Here is a 16,154-nt window from a genome sequence, read left to right as displayed (position 1 = left end):
TCGGGGCTTTATGACCACCCATTTAGTTTGGCTGCGCAACGATCTGCGCATCAATGACAACATGGCGCTGGCCGCTGCCTGCCGCGATAGCCAGGCCAAAGTGATTGCGCTGTTTATCGCCACACCGCAGCAGTGGCAGCAACACCATATGGCGCCAAAGCAGGCGGCGTTCATCCAGCAAAATCTCAGCTTGTTGCAGAAGTCACTGGCTGAACGCGGCATTCCTCTGCATTTTCATCAATGTGATGACTTTGCCGCTTCGATTGAATATCTGGCGAAATTTTGCCAGCAGCAACGGGTTGATGCGCTGTTCTACAACTACCAGTACGAAATTAACGAGCGTGAACGCGATGCGCAGGCGGAGAAACGTCTGGATGCGCAGGGCGTAATATGTCAGGGATTCGATGACAGCTTGCTGTTGCCGCCGGGCAGCGTGCAAACCGGCAGCAACACCATGTTCAAAGTGTTCACGCCGTTCAGCAAAGCCTTTGTTCGTCGTTTACATCAGGGCTTACCGGAGTGCCATCAGGCACCGAAAGCGCGTGATGGTGCGCCCATCAGTATCAAAAAGAAGATTCCCGCTTTTGATTATCCTTGTGAAGCCTTTGATGAAAGCCTGTTCCCGACGGGAGAAGAGGCGGCGTTAAAACAGCTGCGCCACTTCGCTAAACAGGCGGTGCAGCATTATCCGGATCAGCGTGATTTACCGGCCATTGACGGCACCAGCCGCTTATCGGTTTATTTGACCACTGGCGTGCTGTCGCCGCGCCAATGTCTTCATCGCGTGCTCAAAGAGCATCCCGATGCGCTCAACGAGGGCAAGGCCTTTACCTGGCTGAACGAACTGATCTGGCGCGAATTCTATCGTCATCTGATGGTGGCGTTTCCGGCGCTATGTAAGCATCAGCCGTTTGTTGACTGGACGCGCAACGTGGATTGGCAGCGAAACGACGCACATTTCACAGCCTGGCAACAGGGCAAAACCGGTTATCCGATTGTTGATGCGGCGATGCGCCAGCTCAACACGCTCGGCTGGATGCATAATCGCTTGCGCATGATTACCGCCAGTTTCCTGGTGAAGGATCTGCTGATCGACTGGCGTGAAGGTGAGCGTTATTTCATGCAGCAGCTGATCGATGGCGATCTGGCCGCCAACAATGGCGGCTGGCAGTGGGCCGCGTCAACTGGCACCGATGCCGCGCCCTATTTTCGTATCTTCAATCCCACCACGCAGGGCGAGCGCTTTGATAAACAGGGCGACTTTATCCGTCAGTGGCTGCCGGAACTCAGCGACGTGCCCGACAGCGATATTCATCAGCCGCAGGTGTGGGCACAGAAAAATAACAAGAAACTCGATTATCCCGCGCCAATCGTGGAACATAAGGACGCACGTAAAAAGACACTAGACGCCTTTGAGCGCGCCCGCAGCGCGGCTTGAGGCGGTCAGGGAGCCGTAATGAATAATGTCGAGTTAGAACAGATCGTTAACCAGCAGCTGAATAACAGCGCCTTCAGCGATTACGCGCCGAACGGTTTGCAGGTGGAAGGGCGCGCCGAGGTGAAAACCATCATCACTGGCGTAACCGCGTGTCAGGCGCTGCTGGACGAGGCGGTGAAGCGCAACGCCGATGCGGTGCTGGTGCATCACGGTTACTTCTGGAAAAGCGAAGCGACGGTGATTAAAGGCATGAAGCGCCAGCGTCTGCGCACGCTGCTGGCCAATGATATCAATTTGTATGGCTGGCATCTGCCGCTGGATGCGCATCCCGAGTTGGGTAATAACGCGCAGCTGGCGCGTCTGTTTGATATTGCAGTGAAAGGCGAGATTCAGCCGCTGGTGCCGTGGGGCGAGCTGGCACAACCACTGAGTGGCGCGGCGCTGGCGGAAAAAATTGCCCAACGTTTAGGTCGCACACCGCTGCACTGTGGTGATAACGCGCCGGCATTGATCAAGCGCGTTGCCTGGTGCAGCGGCGGCGGTCAGGGCTTTATCGATAGCGCGGCAGCCTTTGGCGTCGATGCCTTTATTACCGGCGAAGTCTCCGAGCAAACCATCCACAGCGCGCGCGAACAAGGTTTGCACTTCTATGCCGCCGGACACCACGCGACCGAACGCGGCGGCATCAAGGCGCTGGGCGAATGGTTAGCTGCCCATCATGGCCTTGATGTCACCTTTATCGACATCGACAATCCTGCCTGATTTCTTCCCTCTCACGCCCTTAACCTGCGTTAAGGGCGCAAATCTGTTGACACATCTCTGTCACTTTCGCATAACTTATGGCTTTTACGCATAAACGAGAAGTTCGTTCGCTATGAATGGCGATCCTGCAACATTCGTTCTGCGACATGTAAGACTTTTACCAGGAGGTTGTTTTTGCAACGAGCACGTTGTTATCTGCTAGGTGAGCGCGCGGTGGTGCTGGAACTAGAGCCACCGGTTTCGTTGACCAGCCAGCAGCGCATCTGGGGATTGTGTCAGCGACTGCAGCAAAACGAGCAGGTTGAGGAAGTGATTCCTGGCATGAACAACCTGACGTTGCTGCTGCGCGATCCACAACGCAATGCATTGGACGCGATTGAGCGTTTGCAGCGTTGGTGGGAAGAGAGCGAAGCGCAGCTGCCGGAATCGCGCTGCGTCGAGATTCCAGTTGTGTACGGCGGCGCAGGTGGGCCGGATCTGCAGGAGGTGGCGGAGCGCGCCAACATGACGCCCAGGCAAGCGGTAGAACTGCACAGCAGCATCGATTACGTGGTCTATTTCATCGGCTTCCAGCCTGGTTTCCCTTATCTCGGCGGCCTGGATGAGCGTTTACACACGCCACGCCGCGCTGAACCGCGCGTGCTGGTGCCGAGCGGCTCGGTGGGCATCGGCGGCAGCCAAACCGGCATCTATCCCTTAGCCGCGCCCGGCGGCTGGCAACTGATTGGTCATACGCCGCTCAGCCTGTTCGACCCGCTTCAGCATCCGCCGACACTGTTACGCCCCGGCGATAGCGTGCGTTTTGTGCCGCAGCAGGAGGGCGTATGTTGAAAATTCTCCGCGCGGGCATGATGAGTTCGCTGCAAGATCACGGCCGCACCGGCTTCCGCCAATATGGCATCAGCGTGGGCGGCGCGCTCGATCAACCGGCAATGCGCACCGCCAATATGCTAGTGGGCAACCCCGAGCAGAGCGCGGTGCTGGAAATCGTGCTGGGACAATTTAAAACGCAGTTTAAGCGCGATGGCTGGTTTGCATTGACGGGCGCGGGCTGCAATGCCGATCTGGATGGCAAACCGGTCTGGACCGGCTGGCGTCTGCCGGTGAAAAAAGGGCAGGTGCTGACGCTGGCAACGCCAACGCGCGGCATGCGCAGTTATCTGGCGGTCAACGGTGGTTTTGCCGTGCCGGACATGCTCGGTTCGGTCAGTACCGATCTCAAGGCGGCATTCGGCGGCTGGCAGGGACGTAAACTGCAGGATGGCGATGAGCTGCCGTTGGGTAAACCGACGCGCGACTTCAAAGACAAAGCCGGCGTGCGTCAACTGCTGTGGGGCAACCGCATCCGCGCCTTAGCGGGCCCGGAATATAACGAGTTCTCGCGTGAGGCGCAGCAGGGTTTCTGGCGCAGCCCGTGGAAGCTCAGTCCGCAAAGTAATCGCATGGGTTATCGCCTGCAGGGACGGCAACTGCATCGCGATGCGACGCGCGATTTGCTGTCGCACGGTTTAGTGCCCGGCGTGGTACAGGTGCCGCCCAATGGTCAACCGATTGTGTTGATGGCGGATGCACAAACCACCGGCGGCTATCCGCGCATTGCCTGCATCATCGAAGCCGATCTCTATCATCTGGCGCAAATTCGTCTCGGCGAACCGATTCACTTTATCCACTGCACGCTGGAAGACGCGATACACGCCAAACAGCATCAACAGCGTTCCTTCGACCAAATAGCCTGGGGATTGGCCCATGAAGATTGATCTTAACGCCGATCTCGGCGAAGGCAGCACCAGCGATCGGGAGCTGCTGACGCTGGTGAGTTCAGCCAATATCGCCTGCGGCTTCCACGCCGGTGATGCGCAAACCATGCTGCAATCGGTGCGCTGGGCGAAAGCGTCGGGCGTGGCGATTGGCGCACATCCGAGTTTCCCCGATCGGGAAAACTTTGGCCGCACCGCCATGCAGCTGCCGCCGGAAACGGTGTATGCGCAGATGATCTACCAGATTGGTGCGCTGAAGAGCATTGCCGAGAGCGAAGGCGAACGGCTGGTACACGTCAAGCCGCACGGCATGCTGTACAACCAGGCGGCGGGCGATCCGCAACTGGCGGATGCCATCGCGCGCGCGGTAAAAGCCGTGGATAGCGGATTGATTCTGGTCGGATTGGCGGGCAGCGCGTCGATTGCGGCGGCGGCGCATCATGGTCTGCGCACCCGCGAAGAGGTGTTTGCGGATCGCGGCTATCTGGCGAGCGGGGCGTTAGTGCCACGCAGCCAGCCGCAAGCGATGATTGAAGATGCCGATCAGGCGCTGGCGCAAACGCTGGCGATGGTGCAGCAGCGTCAGGTGCAGAGCATCAGCGGAGAATGGGTCAAGGTTAACGCCGAAACCGTCTGTTTACACGGTGATGGCGCACATGCGCTGCAGTTCGCCCGCACGCTGCGCGCGGCATTTGCGACCAGTCAGATTGCGGTCACCAGCGCATAACGTTTTTACTCATTGCCCGGCATCACGCCGGGCTTCTTTTCACATAAGGGAACAACATGGATAACGTGGTAAACCTCTGGCCGCTGCTGGGCATTGCCGCCATCATTCTGGGTTTTGTGCTGCGCTTTAACCCGGTGCTGGTGGTGATTGTGGCGGGCTTCGTCACCGGGCTGGCAGCGCATCTGCCGCTGGCAGACATTCTGGAAAAGCTCGGCTCTGGCTTCCTCAATACGCGTAATCTGCCGCTGATTCTGCTGCTGCCGCTGGCTGTTATCGGTTTGCTGGAGCGTCATGGCCTGAAAGAGCGGGCGCAAAGCTGGATTGCGCAGATCAAAACCGCCACCGCCGGCCGCTTGCTGATCGTCTACCTGTTTGTGCGTGAAGCCACCGCCGCGCTGGGCTTAACCAGCCTGGGCGGGCATCCGCAGATGGTGCGTCCGCTGCTGGCGCCGATGGCCGAAGGTGCCACAGAAAACCGCTACGGTGATGTCCCGCCAGACGTGCGCCATCGTCTGCGCGCCATGTCTGCAGCGACCGATAACGTCGGTCTGTTCTTTGGCGAGGATATCTTCGTTGCCTTTGGCGCGATTATCTTCATGCATAACTTTATGCAGGAATCTGCCGGTATCAGCACCGAACCGTTGCATATCGCGCTGTGGGGCATTCCTACCGCGCTCTGTGCTTTCCTCATTCATTCAGCTCGTTTGGTGCGTCTCGATCGCCAGCTGTCGCGTGAATTGGGCGCGTTAAACCAGCAGGCGCTGAACGCCAAAGGAGCGAAGTAATGTTCCAGCAACAATATTTGATGTGGCTGGCAGGGGTAATCCTGCTGGTGGTTGCCGTGCTTTCATGGCGTGACAGCGCTAACCCGCGCCGTTTTACCACCGGTCTGTTCTGGGCACTGTATGGCCTGATTTTTCTGATTGGCGACGGTGCTTATCAGCTGATGGGACAATGGGCGGGCGATGCGGAACTGGGCCGCCGCTGGTTGCATATCGGCGTGGGCGTGGCCGTGGTGTTGATGGCGCTGATTGCCGGTTTCGGCGGCGTGCGTCTGGGGCGTTATCATCAGCGCAGCGATGAGCAGAAACAGGAAAGTGCTAAACGTCTGCACAACAAACTGTTCCTGCCAGCGCTGGCGATTCCACTGGTGACGGTGATTGGCGTGCTGGCGTTTAACCATATTCCCGGTTTGCAGGATACGGTGTTTGGTCCCGGCAATCACGCCACACTGGTGACGCTGTTCTCCATGATGATTGGCTGCCTGCTGGGCTGGCTGATTGCATTGAAAATCACCCATGAAAAGCCGCTGCAGTCGATGCAGGAAACCCGTCGCCTGCTGGATGCGGTCGGTTGGGCGTTTATTCTGCCGCAGATTCTGGCCACGCTTGGCCTGCTGTTCACCAGCGCCGGTGTCGGCACGGCAATTTCGCATCTCACCGAACAATATCTGGCGGTAGATAATCGCCTGATTGCCGTCGCGGTATATGCGGGTGGCATGGCATTGCTGACCATGGTGATGGGCAATGCGTTTGCTGCCTTCCCGATTGTGACCGCCGGCATTGGTATTCCGATTCTGGTGCTGCAGCACGGCGGCAATCCAGCGGTAATGGCGGCGATTGGGATGTTCTCCGGCTATTGCGGCACGTTGATGACGCCGATGGCGGCCAACTTCAACATCGTGCCGGCGCGCCTGCTGGAGCTGCCGGACCGCAACGCGGTGATCAAGGCTCAGGTGCCAACCGGTGTGCTACTGTTGGTAGTGAATATTTTCCTGCTCTACTTCCTGATGTTCTTGTGAGGTTGCGATGAAAACGGTGTTAATGACGGCGTTTGAGCCTTTTGGTGGCGAAAACATCAACCCTTCGTGGGAAGCGGTGCGCACCTTCGACGGCAAAGAGATCGCCGGTGCACGCATTGTGGTACGCCAGCTGCCGGTGGTATTTGCCACTTGCGGTGAAGTGCTGACGCGCGCGCTGGAGGAGATTCAACCCGACCGCGTGTTGTGCGTCGGGCAAGCCGGCGGCCGCGCCGATATTACCGTTGAACGCGTTGCGATCAACGTGGATGACGCGCGCATACCGGATAACAACCAGCAGCAACCGATCGATCAGCCCATCGAGGCGGATGGCCCGGCGGCTTATTTCTCCACGCTGCCGATCAAAGCGATGGTTGCCGCGCTGCGTGAAGTGGGTGTGCCGGCCTCGGTATCGCAAACCGCCGGCACCTTCACCTGTAACCACGTGATGTACAGCCTGCTGCACTGGATCCACACCACCAACAGCAAGGCGCGCGGCGGTTTTGTTCATATTCCGTATATGCCGGAACAAGCGGTGCACCATCCCGGCGTGGCCAGCATGGCGACTGCAAGCGTGATTCAGGCGCTGGAAACCTCGCTGCAGGTGATCCTGAGTACCGAAAATGATATCCGCGTCGTCGGTGGCGCTACGCATTAAAAGGAGTTGTTATGCCTGAGGGACCGGAGATCCGCCGCGCGGCGGATCAGCTGGCAGAGGCAATGGTCGGCAAACCCCTTACCGATGTGTGGTTTGCCTTTCCACAGCTGAAAACCTACGAACCGGCGCTGATGGATGCCACCATCAACGCCTTCGAAACGCGCGGTAAAGCGCTGCTCACCCACTTCTCCAACGGTTTGACGCTCTACAGCCACAATCAGCTGTACGGCGTGTGGCGCGTGGTGCCAACCGGTACGCAGCCGAATACCACGCGCCAGCTGCGCGTGCGGCTCGCAACGGCGGATAAAACCATTTTGCTGTATAGCGCCTCGGATATTGAGCTGCTTAACGCTGATACCTTAGCTGCGCATCCGTTTTTGCAGCGCGTGGGCCCGGATGTGCTGGATGCCAGCTTAACGGTGGAAGAGGTGCGCGAGCGTTTACTGTCGCCGCGTTTTCGTCGTCGCCAGTTCAGCGGCTTGCTGCTTGATCAGGCCTTTTTAGCCGGCCTCGGCAATTATCTGCGCGTGGAGATATTGTGGCATGCCGGATTGCTGGCGTCGCATCGGGCGCAGGACCTCAGCGAACAGCAGCTGACGGCGTTAAGTGAGGCGATGCTGGCGGTGCCGCGTTTGTCATACGAGATGCGTGGCAGCATGAAGAAGTATCATGAAGAAGCAGCGTTTCGCTTCGAGGTGTTTCATCGGCAGGGGAAAAAGTGTCGGCGGTGCGGCGCGGTGATTGAGAAGGGCGTGCTGTCATCGCGGCCGTTTTACTGGTGCCCGGGATGCCAGTTGTAGCGCTATAAAAAAGGCGGCCAGATGGCCGCCTTTCTCTTATTTATCCAGCGCCGAGGTGAATGGACGCTCGGTGTAACCGGTATACAGCTGACGCGGACGGGCGATTTTCATGCCTTCGTCGTGCATCTCTTTCCAATGTGCAATCCAGCCCACGGTGCGCGCCATGGCGAAGATAACGGTAAACATGGAAGACGGAATGCCCATCGCTTTCAGGATGATGCCTGAATAGAAATCGACGTTTGGATAGAGTTTACGCTCGATGAAGTACGGGTCGTTCAGCGCGATGTGTTCCAGCTCCATCGCCACTTCCAGCAGATCATCTTTCATGCCCAGTTCGTTCAGCACTTCGTGACAGGTATCGCGCATCACGGTGGCACGTGGATCGTAGTTTTTGTACACGCGGTGGCCGAAGCCCATCAGACGGAACGAATCGTTCTTATCTTTCGCACGTTTAACAAACTCAGGGATGTGATCAACGGTGCTGATCTCTTCCAGCATGCGCAGTGTCGCTTCGTTGGCACCGCCGTGTGCCGGTCCCCACAGTGAAGCGATACCGGCGGCGATACAGGCAAACGGGTTCGCGCCTGAAGAGCCTGCGGTACGGACGGTAGAGGTAGAAGCGTTCTGCTCATGGTCGGCGTGCAGAATCAGAATACGGTCCATCGCGCGTTCCAGCACTGGATTCACTTTGTACTCTTCGCACGGCGTGGCGAACATCATGTGCAGGAAGTTACCGGCATAAGAGAGGTCGTTGCGCGGATAGACAAACGGCTGGCCAATCGAGTACTTGTAGCACATCGCTGCCATGGTCGGCATTTTCGACAGCAGGCGGAACGCAGCGATTTCACGGTGACGCTCAATGTTGACGTCTAAAGAGTCGTGATAAAACGCTGCCAGCGCACCGGTCACACCACACATTACTGCCATTGGATGCGAATCGCGGCGGAAGCCGTGGAATAGTCGGGTGATTTGCTCGTGAATCATGGTGTGGCGGGTAACGGTGGTGCGGAACTCTTCAAACTGGGCTTGGGTCGGGGCTTCGCCATTTAACAGGATGTAACACACTTCAAGATAGTTAGAGTGGGTTGCCAGCTGATCAATCGGGAAACCGCGGTGTAACAGAATACCTTCGTCACCATCAATAAAGGTGATTTTAGATTCGCAGGACGCCGTAGAGGTGAATCCGGGATCGAAGGTGAACAGGCCTTGTGAGCCAAGGGCGCGGACATCAACTACATCTTGTCCCAGCGTGCCTTGCATCACGTCCAGTTCAACAGAAGTATTATCTTGTAGGGTTAGCGTCACTTTTTTATCTGTCATTATTTCGTCTCCATAGCGCCTTTAAGGTAAGGATCTTAGACACCAGAATAGCCATGTTGTTACGTAAAACCACAATCTTCACAGCATCACTCTGCGGTAACGTTGGTCGTGCAGGGTTACAGAGTAAATGCTGAACTGGGCCATTCGGTGGCGTCGGGGCATGACATGCTGCACATCGAGGATGTTAAAGTTCCTGTCACGACATAACTTCTTGGTAACCAATAACCTGATGCTTTGTGTTACTTGTATTGGCAATGTTACATAACTTGAGCTTAGGGGAAAGTGTATCCCCATAACTTTTGTGCATCATAGGACTTTAATGCGATTGTTTGTAACTGAAATGTTGATTCTTTGTCAAATCAGATAATTAAAAATGTATAAATTGTGAAAATCGTGAAGGTGATCACTGTTCAGCCTAAATGTGACCAAAGAGATTGTAGGGGAATTGTAATCAGAATGTGATCCTCCTATACTGCGGCCAGGTCTCCGGAACACCCTGACACCAGGAGCCACCCAGCGTTTTACCCGCTTTATTTAACACTGGATGTTGCTATTTTGGTGGCGGTTGCAGTCTGAACACACGCTGTGTCTCTGATGCAACTCAGGACCGGAGGAAGCAAAATAAAAAAGAGCTGTGTGGGCAAAACCGTGAAAAAACAAAGACCTGTTAACTTGGATCTCTCGACGATCCGGTTTCCCGTTACTGCAATATCGTCCATTCTCCACCGCGTCTCCGGCGTGATCACCTTTGTCGCTCTCGGAATTCTGCTCTGGTTACTGGGTCTCTCTCTCTCCTCTCCAGAAGGTTTCCAGCAAGCGGCATCCATCATGGATAGCTTCTTCGCCAAATTCATCATGTGGGGCATTTTAACTGCGCTGGCGTATCACGCTGTGAGCGGTATTCGCCATATGTTGGCTGATTTTGGTGTAACAGCAGAAACCCTGCAGGTGGGAACCCGTTCCGCGCAAGCGGCTTTTGTTATCACTGTCGTGCTCTCAATTTTGGCTGGAGTCCTCGTATGGTAAGCAATGCTTCTGCATTAGGACGCAACGGTATCCATGACTGGCTGTTACTGCGTGCTGCTGCAATCTTAATTACGCTCTATATTCTCTACATCCTCGGTTTTGTCGTGATGACAGGCACGCTGACGTATGACGTCTGGCATGGCTTCTTCTCGTCCGCCTTCACGAAAGTGTTCACCATGTTGACGCTGTTCTCGATTCTGATCCACGGCTGGATTGGAATGTGGCAGGTGCTGACTGACTACGTGAAACCTGTTGCAACCCGTTTGTTGCTGCAGTTTGTGATTGTGGTTGCGCTGTTGTCATATGCGATTTATGGAACTGTTGTTGTGTGGGGTGTGTAAATGAGTTTGCCAGTCAGAGAATTTGATGCCGTGGTGATCGGCGCGGGTGGCGCGGGAATGCGCGCCGCTCTGCAAATCTCCCAATCGGGCCAGACTTGTGCCCTGTTATCCAAAGTATTCCCAACCCGTTCCCATACCGTATCGGCGCAGGGCGGTATTACCGTTGCGCTGGGTAACACCCATGACGATAACTGGGAATGGCACATGTACGACACCGTCAAAGGTTCCGACTTTATCGGCGACCAGGACGCGATCGAATATATGTGTCATGTCGGTCCGGAAGCGATTCTGGAACTGGAACACATGGGATTGCCGTTCTCCCGTCTGGATGACGGCCGGGTGTATCAGCGTCCGTTTGGTGGTCAGTCGAAGAATTTCGGCGGTGAGCAGGCGGCGCGTACCGCAGCTGCGGCCGACCGTACCGGCCACGCCTTGCTGCATACGCTGTATCAGCAGAACCTGAAAAACAAAACCACCATCTTCTCCGAATGGTATGCGCTGGATCTGGTGAAAAACGAAGACGGCGCGATTGTCGGCTGTACGGCTATCTGCATGGAAACCGGCGAAACCGTCTATTTCAAAGCCAAGGCCACTATTCTGGCGACCGGCGGCGCGGGCCGTATTTACCAATCCACCACTAACGCCCACATCAACACCGGTGACGGCGTTGGCATGGCGCTGCGCGCCGGCGTGCCGGTGCAGGATATGGAAATGTGGCAGTTCCACCCAACCGGTATTGCCGGTGCGGGCGTGCTGGTCACCGAAGGTTGCCGTGGTGAAGGCGGTTACCTGCTGAATAAGCACGGTGAACGCTTCATGGAACGTTATGCGCCGAACGCCAAAGATCTGGCGGGGCGTGATGTGGTTGCGCGTTCGATGATGGTGGAAATCCGTGAAGGTCGCGGTTGCGATGGCCCCTGGGGTCCGCACATCAAACTGAAACTCGACCATCTCGGTGCCGAAGTGCTGGAGTCGCGTCTGCCTGGCATCCTTGAGCTGTCGCGTACCTTTGCCCACGTTGACCCAATTAAAGAACCGATTCCGGTGATCCCAACCTGTCACTACATGATGGGCGGCGTGCCGACCAAAGTGACCGGCCAGGCGCTGCGCGTGAATGAGCAGGGCCAGGATGAGGTGATTCCGGGTCTGTTCGCCGTCGGTGAAATCGCCTGCGTATCGGTTCATGGCGCTAACCGCCTCGGCGGCAACTCGCTGCTCGATCTGGTGGTGTTCGGTCGCGCAGCTGGTGTGCATCTGCTGGAGTGTATTGAAGAGCAGGGCGAACTGCGTGAAGCCACGCCGGAAAATATCGATGCAGCGATGGCGCGCTTCAACCGCTGGGAAAATAACACCACCGGTGAAGATCCTGTCGAAATCCGTAAAGCGCTGCAGCGCTGCATGCAGAACAACTTCTCGGTGTTCCGCGATGGCGATGCGATGCGTGAAGGTCTGGAAGAGCTGAAATTGATTCGTGAGCGTCTGAAATCAGCGCGTCTTGATGACCGTTCGCCAGACTTCAACACCCAGCGTATCGAATGCCTTGAGCTGGATAACCTGATGGAAACCGCTTACGCCACCGCTGTTGCCGCCAACTTCCGTACCGAAAGCCGTGGTGCACATAGCCGCTTCGACTTCCCGGACCGCGATGATGAAAACTGGCTGTGCCACAGTCTCTATGTTCCGCAGACGGAAAGCATGACGCGCCGTGAGGTGAACATGCAACCGAAACTGCGTGCGGCCTTCCCGCCGAAAGCGCGTACCTACTAATTGCGGAGATCATCATGAGACTCGAATTTTCAATCTATCGTTACAACCCGGAAGTCGATGCCAAGCCGCGCATGCAGGAGTACACCCTGGAGTCGGAAGATGGTCGCGACATGATGCTGTTGGATGCGCTGATCCGTCTGAAAGAGAAAGACCCTACGCTGGCTTTCCGTCGCTCTTGCCGTGAAGGCGTGTGCGGTTCAGATGGTCTGAACATGAACGGTAAAAATGGTCTGGCGTGTATCACGCCGATCTCTGCGCTGGGCAACGGTTCGAAGAAAATTGTTATCCGTCCACTGCCAGGTTTGCCGGTGATCCGCGACCTCGTGGTAGACATGGGACAATTCTATGCACAGTATGAGAAGATTAAGCCTTTCCTGTTGAATAATGGGGAAAATCCACCGGCGCGCGAGCATTTACAGAGCCCAGCCGAGCGTGAGCATCTGGACGGTTTGTATGAGTGTATTCTCTGCGCCTGTTGCTCAACGTCGTGCCCGTCGTTCTGGTGGAATCCGGATAAGTTTGTCGGTCCGGCTGGCCTGCTGGCCGCTTACCGTTTCCTGATCGACAGCCGCGACACGGAAACCAATGCGCGTCTCGACAATCTCAACGATGCTTTCAGTGTTTTCCGCTGTCACAGCATCATGAACTGTGTGAGCGTGTGCCCGAAAGGCCTAAACCCAACGCGCGCCATCGGCCATATTAAGTCGATGCTGCTGCAACGCGGGGCGTAACAGAAAAAGTCACTCTCCGGGAACCTGAGTTCCCGGATGTTTACGGAAGCCTCTATAAGCGCGGTGCTGACCACGCTTATAAAGGTTCCCTTACGAGCCAGGCGCCGGTAGCGCACAGGTTCGTATCGCTGAACTCACTACGGCAAGCCGCGTAAGCGGTAAAAAATGAAACCTCATAAAAAGCAGATTAATGCTTAAGGGATCACAATGCAGAACAGCGCGATGAAACCCTGGCTGGACTCCTCCTGGCTGGCCGGCGCGAACCAATCTTACATAGAGCAGCTCTATGAGGATTTCCTGACCGATCCTGACTCAGTTGATGACATGTGGCGCGAGCTGTTCCAACAGCTGCCGGGCACTGGCGTGAAACCTGAGCAATTTCACTCCACCACGCGTGACTACTTCCGCCGCCTGGCTAAAGACGCTACGCGTTACACATCAACCGTGACCGATCCGGCAACCAACTCCAAACAGGTAAAAGTGCTGCAGCTGATTAATGCGTTCCGCTTCCGCGGCCATCAGCATGCAAACCTCGATCCGCTTGGCCTGTGGAAACAGGACACGGTAGCCGACCTCGATCCGGCTTATCACGATCTGACCGACGCCGATTTTCAGGAAAGCTTTAACGTAGGCTCTTTTGCTATCGGCAAAGAGACCATGAAGCTGGCCGATCTGTTTGCGGCGCTGCAGCAGACTTACTGTGGCTCGATTGGTGCTGAGTACATGCACATCAACAACACCGACGAGAAGCGCTGGATTCAGCAGCGTCTGGAATCGGTGGTGGGCCACGCGTCTTTCAGCAGTGACGAGAAAAAAGGTTTCCTGAAAGAGCTGACCGCGGCAGAAGGCCTGGAAAAATATCTGGGCGCGAAATTCCCTGGCGCGAAGCGCTTCTCGCTGGAAGGCGGCGATGCACTGGTGCCCATGCTGCGCGAGATGATTCGTCACGCGGGCAAGAGCGGTACGCGCGAAGTGGTGCTGGGTATGGCGCACCGCGGTCGTCTCAACGTACTGATCAACGTATTAGGTAAGAAGCCGCAGGATCTGTTCGACGAATTCTCCGGCAAGCACAAAGAACACCTCGGCACCGGCGACGTGAAGTACCACATGGGCTTCTCGTCTGACGTGGAAACCGAAGGCGGCTTAGTGCACCTGGCGCTGGCGTTCAACCCGTCGCATCTGGAAATCGTAAGCCCGGTAGTGATGGGTTCGGTGCGTGCGCGTCTGGATCGTCTGGCTGAGCCAAGCAGCAACAAAGTTCTACCTATCACCATTCACGGTGATGCCGCTGTTATTGGTCAGGGCGTGGTGCAGGAAACCCTGAACATGTCGCAGGCGCGTGGCTACGAAGTGGGCGGTACCGTTCGCATCGTGATCAACAACCAGGTTGGTTTCACCACCTCCAACCCGAAAGATGCGCGCTCTACGCCGTACTGTACGGATATCGGCAAGATGGTGCTGGCACCGATTTTCCACGTTAACGCGGACGATCCGGAAGCCGTAGCCTTTGTGACTCGCCTGGCGCTGGATTATCGCAACACCTTTAAACGCGATGTCTTCATCGACCTGGTATGCTATCGCCGTCACGGCCACAACGAAGCCGACGAGCCAAGTGCAACGCAGCCGTTGATGTACCAGAAAATCAAAAAACATCCGACGCCGCGTAAACTCTATGCCGATCAGCTGGAAAGCGAAGGCGTAGCGACCAGCGAAGATGCCACTGAGATGGTCAATCTGTATCGCGATGCGCTGGATGAAGGCGAATGCGTGGTGCCAGAGTGGCGTCCGATGAGCCTGCACTCATTCACCTGGTCGCCGTATCTGAACCACGAGTGGGACGAAAGCTACCCGGCAACAGTGGAACTGAAACGCCTGCAGGAACTGGCGCGCCGCATCAGCAGCGTACCGGAATCGGTAGAAGTGCAGTCTCGCGTTGCCAAGATCTACAACGATCGCAAAGAGATGGCCGAAGGCAACAAAGCGTTCGACTGGGGCGGTGCAGAAAACCTCGCCTACGCCACGCTGGTTGACGAGGGAATTCCGGTGCGTCTTTCCGGTGAAGATACCGGTCGCGGAACCTTCTTCCACCGTCATGCGGTGATCCACAATCAGACCAACGGCTCAACCTACACGCCGCTGCACCATGTCCATAACGGCCAGGGTCAGTTCAAAGTGTGGGATTCCGTGCTGTCTGAAGAAGCGGTACTGGCTTTCGAATACGGTTATGCCACCGCAGAACCGCGCGTGCTGACCATCTGGGAAGCGCAGTTCGGCGACTTCGCCAACGGCGCGCAGGTCGTGATCGACCAGTTCATCAGCTCCGGCGAACAGAAATGGGGCCGTATGTGTGGCCTGGTCATGTTGCTACCGCACGGTTATGAAGGTCAGGGTCCTGAGCACTCCTCAGCGCGTCTGGAGCGTTATCTGCAACTCTGTGCTGAACAGAACATGCAGGTGTGCGTGCCTTCTACGCCAGCGCAGGTTTACCACATGCTGCGTCGTCAGGCGCTGCGCGGTATGCGCCGTCCGCTGATCGTGATGTCACCGAAATCACTGCTGCGCCATCCGCTGGCGATTTCCAGCCTGGAAGAGTTGGCCACAGGCAGCTTCCAGCCAGCGATTGGTGAGATCGACGATCTCGATCCACAACAGGTAAAACGCGTGGTGCTGTGTTCGGGCAAGGTTTATTACGATCTGCTGGAGCAGCGTCGTAAAAACGAGCAGACCGACGTGGCCATCGTGCGTATCGAACAACTCTATCCGTTCCCGCACAAAGTCGTGCAGGACGTATTGAAAAACTATGCTCATGTGCAGGATTTCGTGTGGTGTCAGGAAGAGCCGCTGAATCAGGGCGCATGGTATTGCAGTCAGCATCATTTCCGCGAAGTGGTTCCATTTGGTGCGTCACTGCGTTATGCAGGCCGTCCGGCTTCTGCTTCACCGGCCGTGGGCTACATGTCCGTACATCAAAAACAGCAGCAAGACCTGGTTAATGACGCGCTGAACCTTGGTTAATAAAAAGGAAAGAA

At 56.3% G+C, this 16,154-nt stretch carries 15 protein-coding genes; 14 read left to right on the top strand and 1 reads right to left on the bottom strand.

From position 1 onward, the window contains the following. Positions 1–10: 10 nt before the first annotated feature. From phrB to nei, 9 genes are all read left to right on the top strand, one after another. The gene (gene phrB, locus MWH02_RS05605; RefSeq protein ID WP_271460049.1) at positions 11–1,438 is read left to right on the top strand and encodes a deoxyribodipyrimidine photo-lyase; all 1,428 of its coding nucleotides are present in this window, start codon (positions 11–13) and stop codon (positions 1,436–1,438) included. An 18-nt stretch (positions 1,439–1,456) separates the two neighbouring features. Next, positions 1,457–2,200, top strand: a complete 744-nt coding sequence (locus MWH02_RS05600) for a type 2 GTP cyclohydrolase I (protein ID WP_271460048.1) — start codon at positions 1,457–1,459, stop codon at positions 2,198–2,200. Positions 2,201–2,374: 174 nt separating this feature from the next. After that, the gene (gene pxpB, locus MWH02_RS05595; protein ID WP_271460047.1) at positions 2,375–3,031 is read left to right on the top strand and encodes a 5-oxoprolinase subunit PxpB; all 657 of its coding nucleotides are present in this window, start codon (positions 2,375–2,377) and stop codon (positions 3,029–3,031) included. Next, entirely contained in the window at positions 3,025–3,957 is a 933-nt protein-coding gene (gene pxpC, locus MWH02_RS05590; RefSeq protein WP_271460046.1) for a 5-oxoprolinase subunit PxpC, read from the top strand. The genes pxpB and pxpC overlap by 7 nt, the downstream gene beginning before the upstream one ends. Next, the gene (gene pxpA, locus MWH02_RS05585) at positions 3,947–4,684 is read left to right on the top strand and encodes a 5-oxoprolinase subunit PxpA (protein ID WP_110865737.1); all 738 of its coding nucleotides are present in this window, start codon (positions 3,947–3,949) and stop codon (positions 4,682–4,684) included. The genes pxpC and pxpA overlap by 11 nt, the downstream gene beginning before the upstream one ends. Before the next feature lie 56 nt (positions 4,685–4,740). Next, entirely contained in the window at positions 4,741–5,469 is a 729-nt protein-coding gene (locus tag MWH02_RS05580) for a DUF969 domain-containing protein (protein WP_101763222.1), read from the top strand. Next, positions 5,469–6,485, top strand: coding sequence for a DUF979 domain-containing protein (locus MWH02_RS05575; protein ID WP_110865739.1), 1,017 nt, complete (start codon positions 5,469–5,471; stop codon positions 6,483–6,485). Before MWH02_RS05580 ends, MWH02_RS05575 begins: the two co-directional genes overlap by 1 nt. A 7-nt stretch (positions 6,486–6,492) precedes the next feature. Next, a complete protein-coding gene (pcp, locus tag MWH02_RS05570) occupies positions 6,493–7,140 on the top strand; it encodes a pyroglutamyl-peptidase I (protein ID WP_101763220.1) in 648 nt (215 codons plus the stop codon). 11 nt (positions 7,141–7,151) lie between these two features. After that, entirely contained in the window at positions 7,152–7,940 is a 789-nt protein-coding gene (gene nei, locus MWH02_RS05565; protein WP_101763219.1) for an endonuclease VIII, read from the top strand. Positions 7,941–7,976: 36 nt separating this feature from the next. On the opposite strand, the gene MWH02_RS05560 is transcribed toward nei, so the two are convergent. Beyond that, positions 7,977–9,260 carry a citrate synthase gene (locus tag MWH02_RS05560; RefSeq protein ID WP_008107361.1) on the bottom strand — a complete coding sequence of 428 codons (1,284 nt, stop codon included), beginning with the start codon at positions 9,258–9,260 and terminating at the stop codon, positions 7,977–7,979. A gap of 636 nt (positions 9,261–9,896) precedes the next feature. Between MWH02_RS05560 and sdhC the strand changes: the two genes are divergently transcribed. The 5 genes from sdhC to sucA all read left to right on the top strand — a co-directional run bounded on the left by sdhC (position 9,897) and on the right by sucA (position 16,140). After that, positions 9,897–10,286, top strand: coding sequence for a succinate dehydrogenase cytochrome b556 subunit (gene sdhC, locus MWH02_RS05555; RefSeq protein ID WP_101763218.1), 390 nt, complete (start codon positions 9,897–9,899; stop codon positions 10,284–10,286). Next, a complete protein-coding gene (gene sdhD, locus MWH02_RS05550) occupies positions 10,280–10,627 on the top strand; it encodes a succinate dehydrogenase membrane anchor subunit (RefSeq protein ID WP_049850912.1) in 348 nt (115 codons plus the stop codon). The genes sdhC and sdhD overlap by 7 nt, the downstream gene beginning before the upstream one ends. Then, positions 10,628–12,394 (top strand): succinate dehydrogenase flavoprotein subunit, encoded by a 1,767-nt coding sequence (sdhA, locus tag MWH02_RS05545; RefSeq protein ID WP_217547241.1) that lies wholly within the window; start codon positions 10,628–10,630, stop codon positions 12,392–12,394. A gap of 14 nt (positions 12,395–12,408) precedes the next feature. Further along, positions 12,409–13,125 (top strand): succinate dehydrogenase iron-sulfur subunit, encoded by a 717-nt coding sequence (locus MWH02_RS05540; RefSeq protein WP_007890649.1) that lies wholly within the window; start codon positions 12,409–12,411, stop codon positions 13,123–13,125. Between the two features lie 207 nt (positions 13,126–13,332). Further along, positions 13,333–16,140: a 2-oxoglutarate dehydrogenase E1 component gene (sucA, locus tag MWH02_RS05535; protein WP_110865741.1), complete on the top strand. Its 2,808-nt coding sequence runs from the start codon at positions 13,333–13,335 to the stop codon at positions 16,138–16,140. The last annotated feature ends 14 nt before the right edge of the window (positions 16,141–16,154 follow it).

This window comes from Pantoea leporis, from assembly GCF_028048155.1.
Classification (GTDB): Bacteria; Pseudomonadota; Gammaproteobacteria; order Enterobacterales; family Enterobacteriaceae; genus Pantoea; species Pantoea leporis.
Note: the sequence above shows the minus strand (reverse complement) of the source record. Positions and strands in the feature narration are given on the sequence as shown.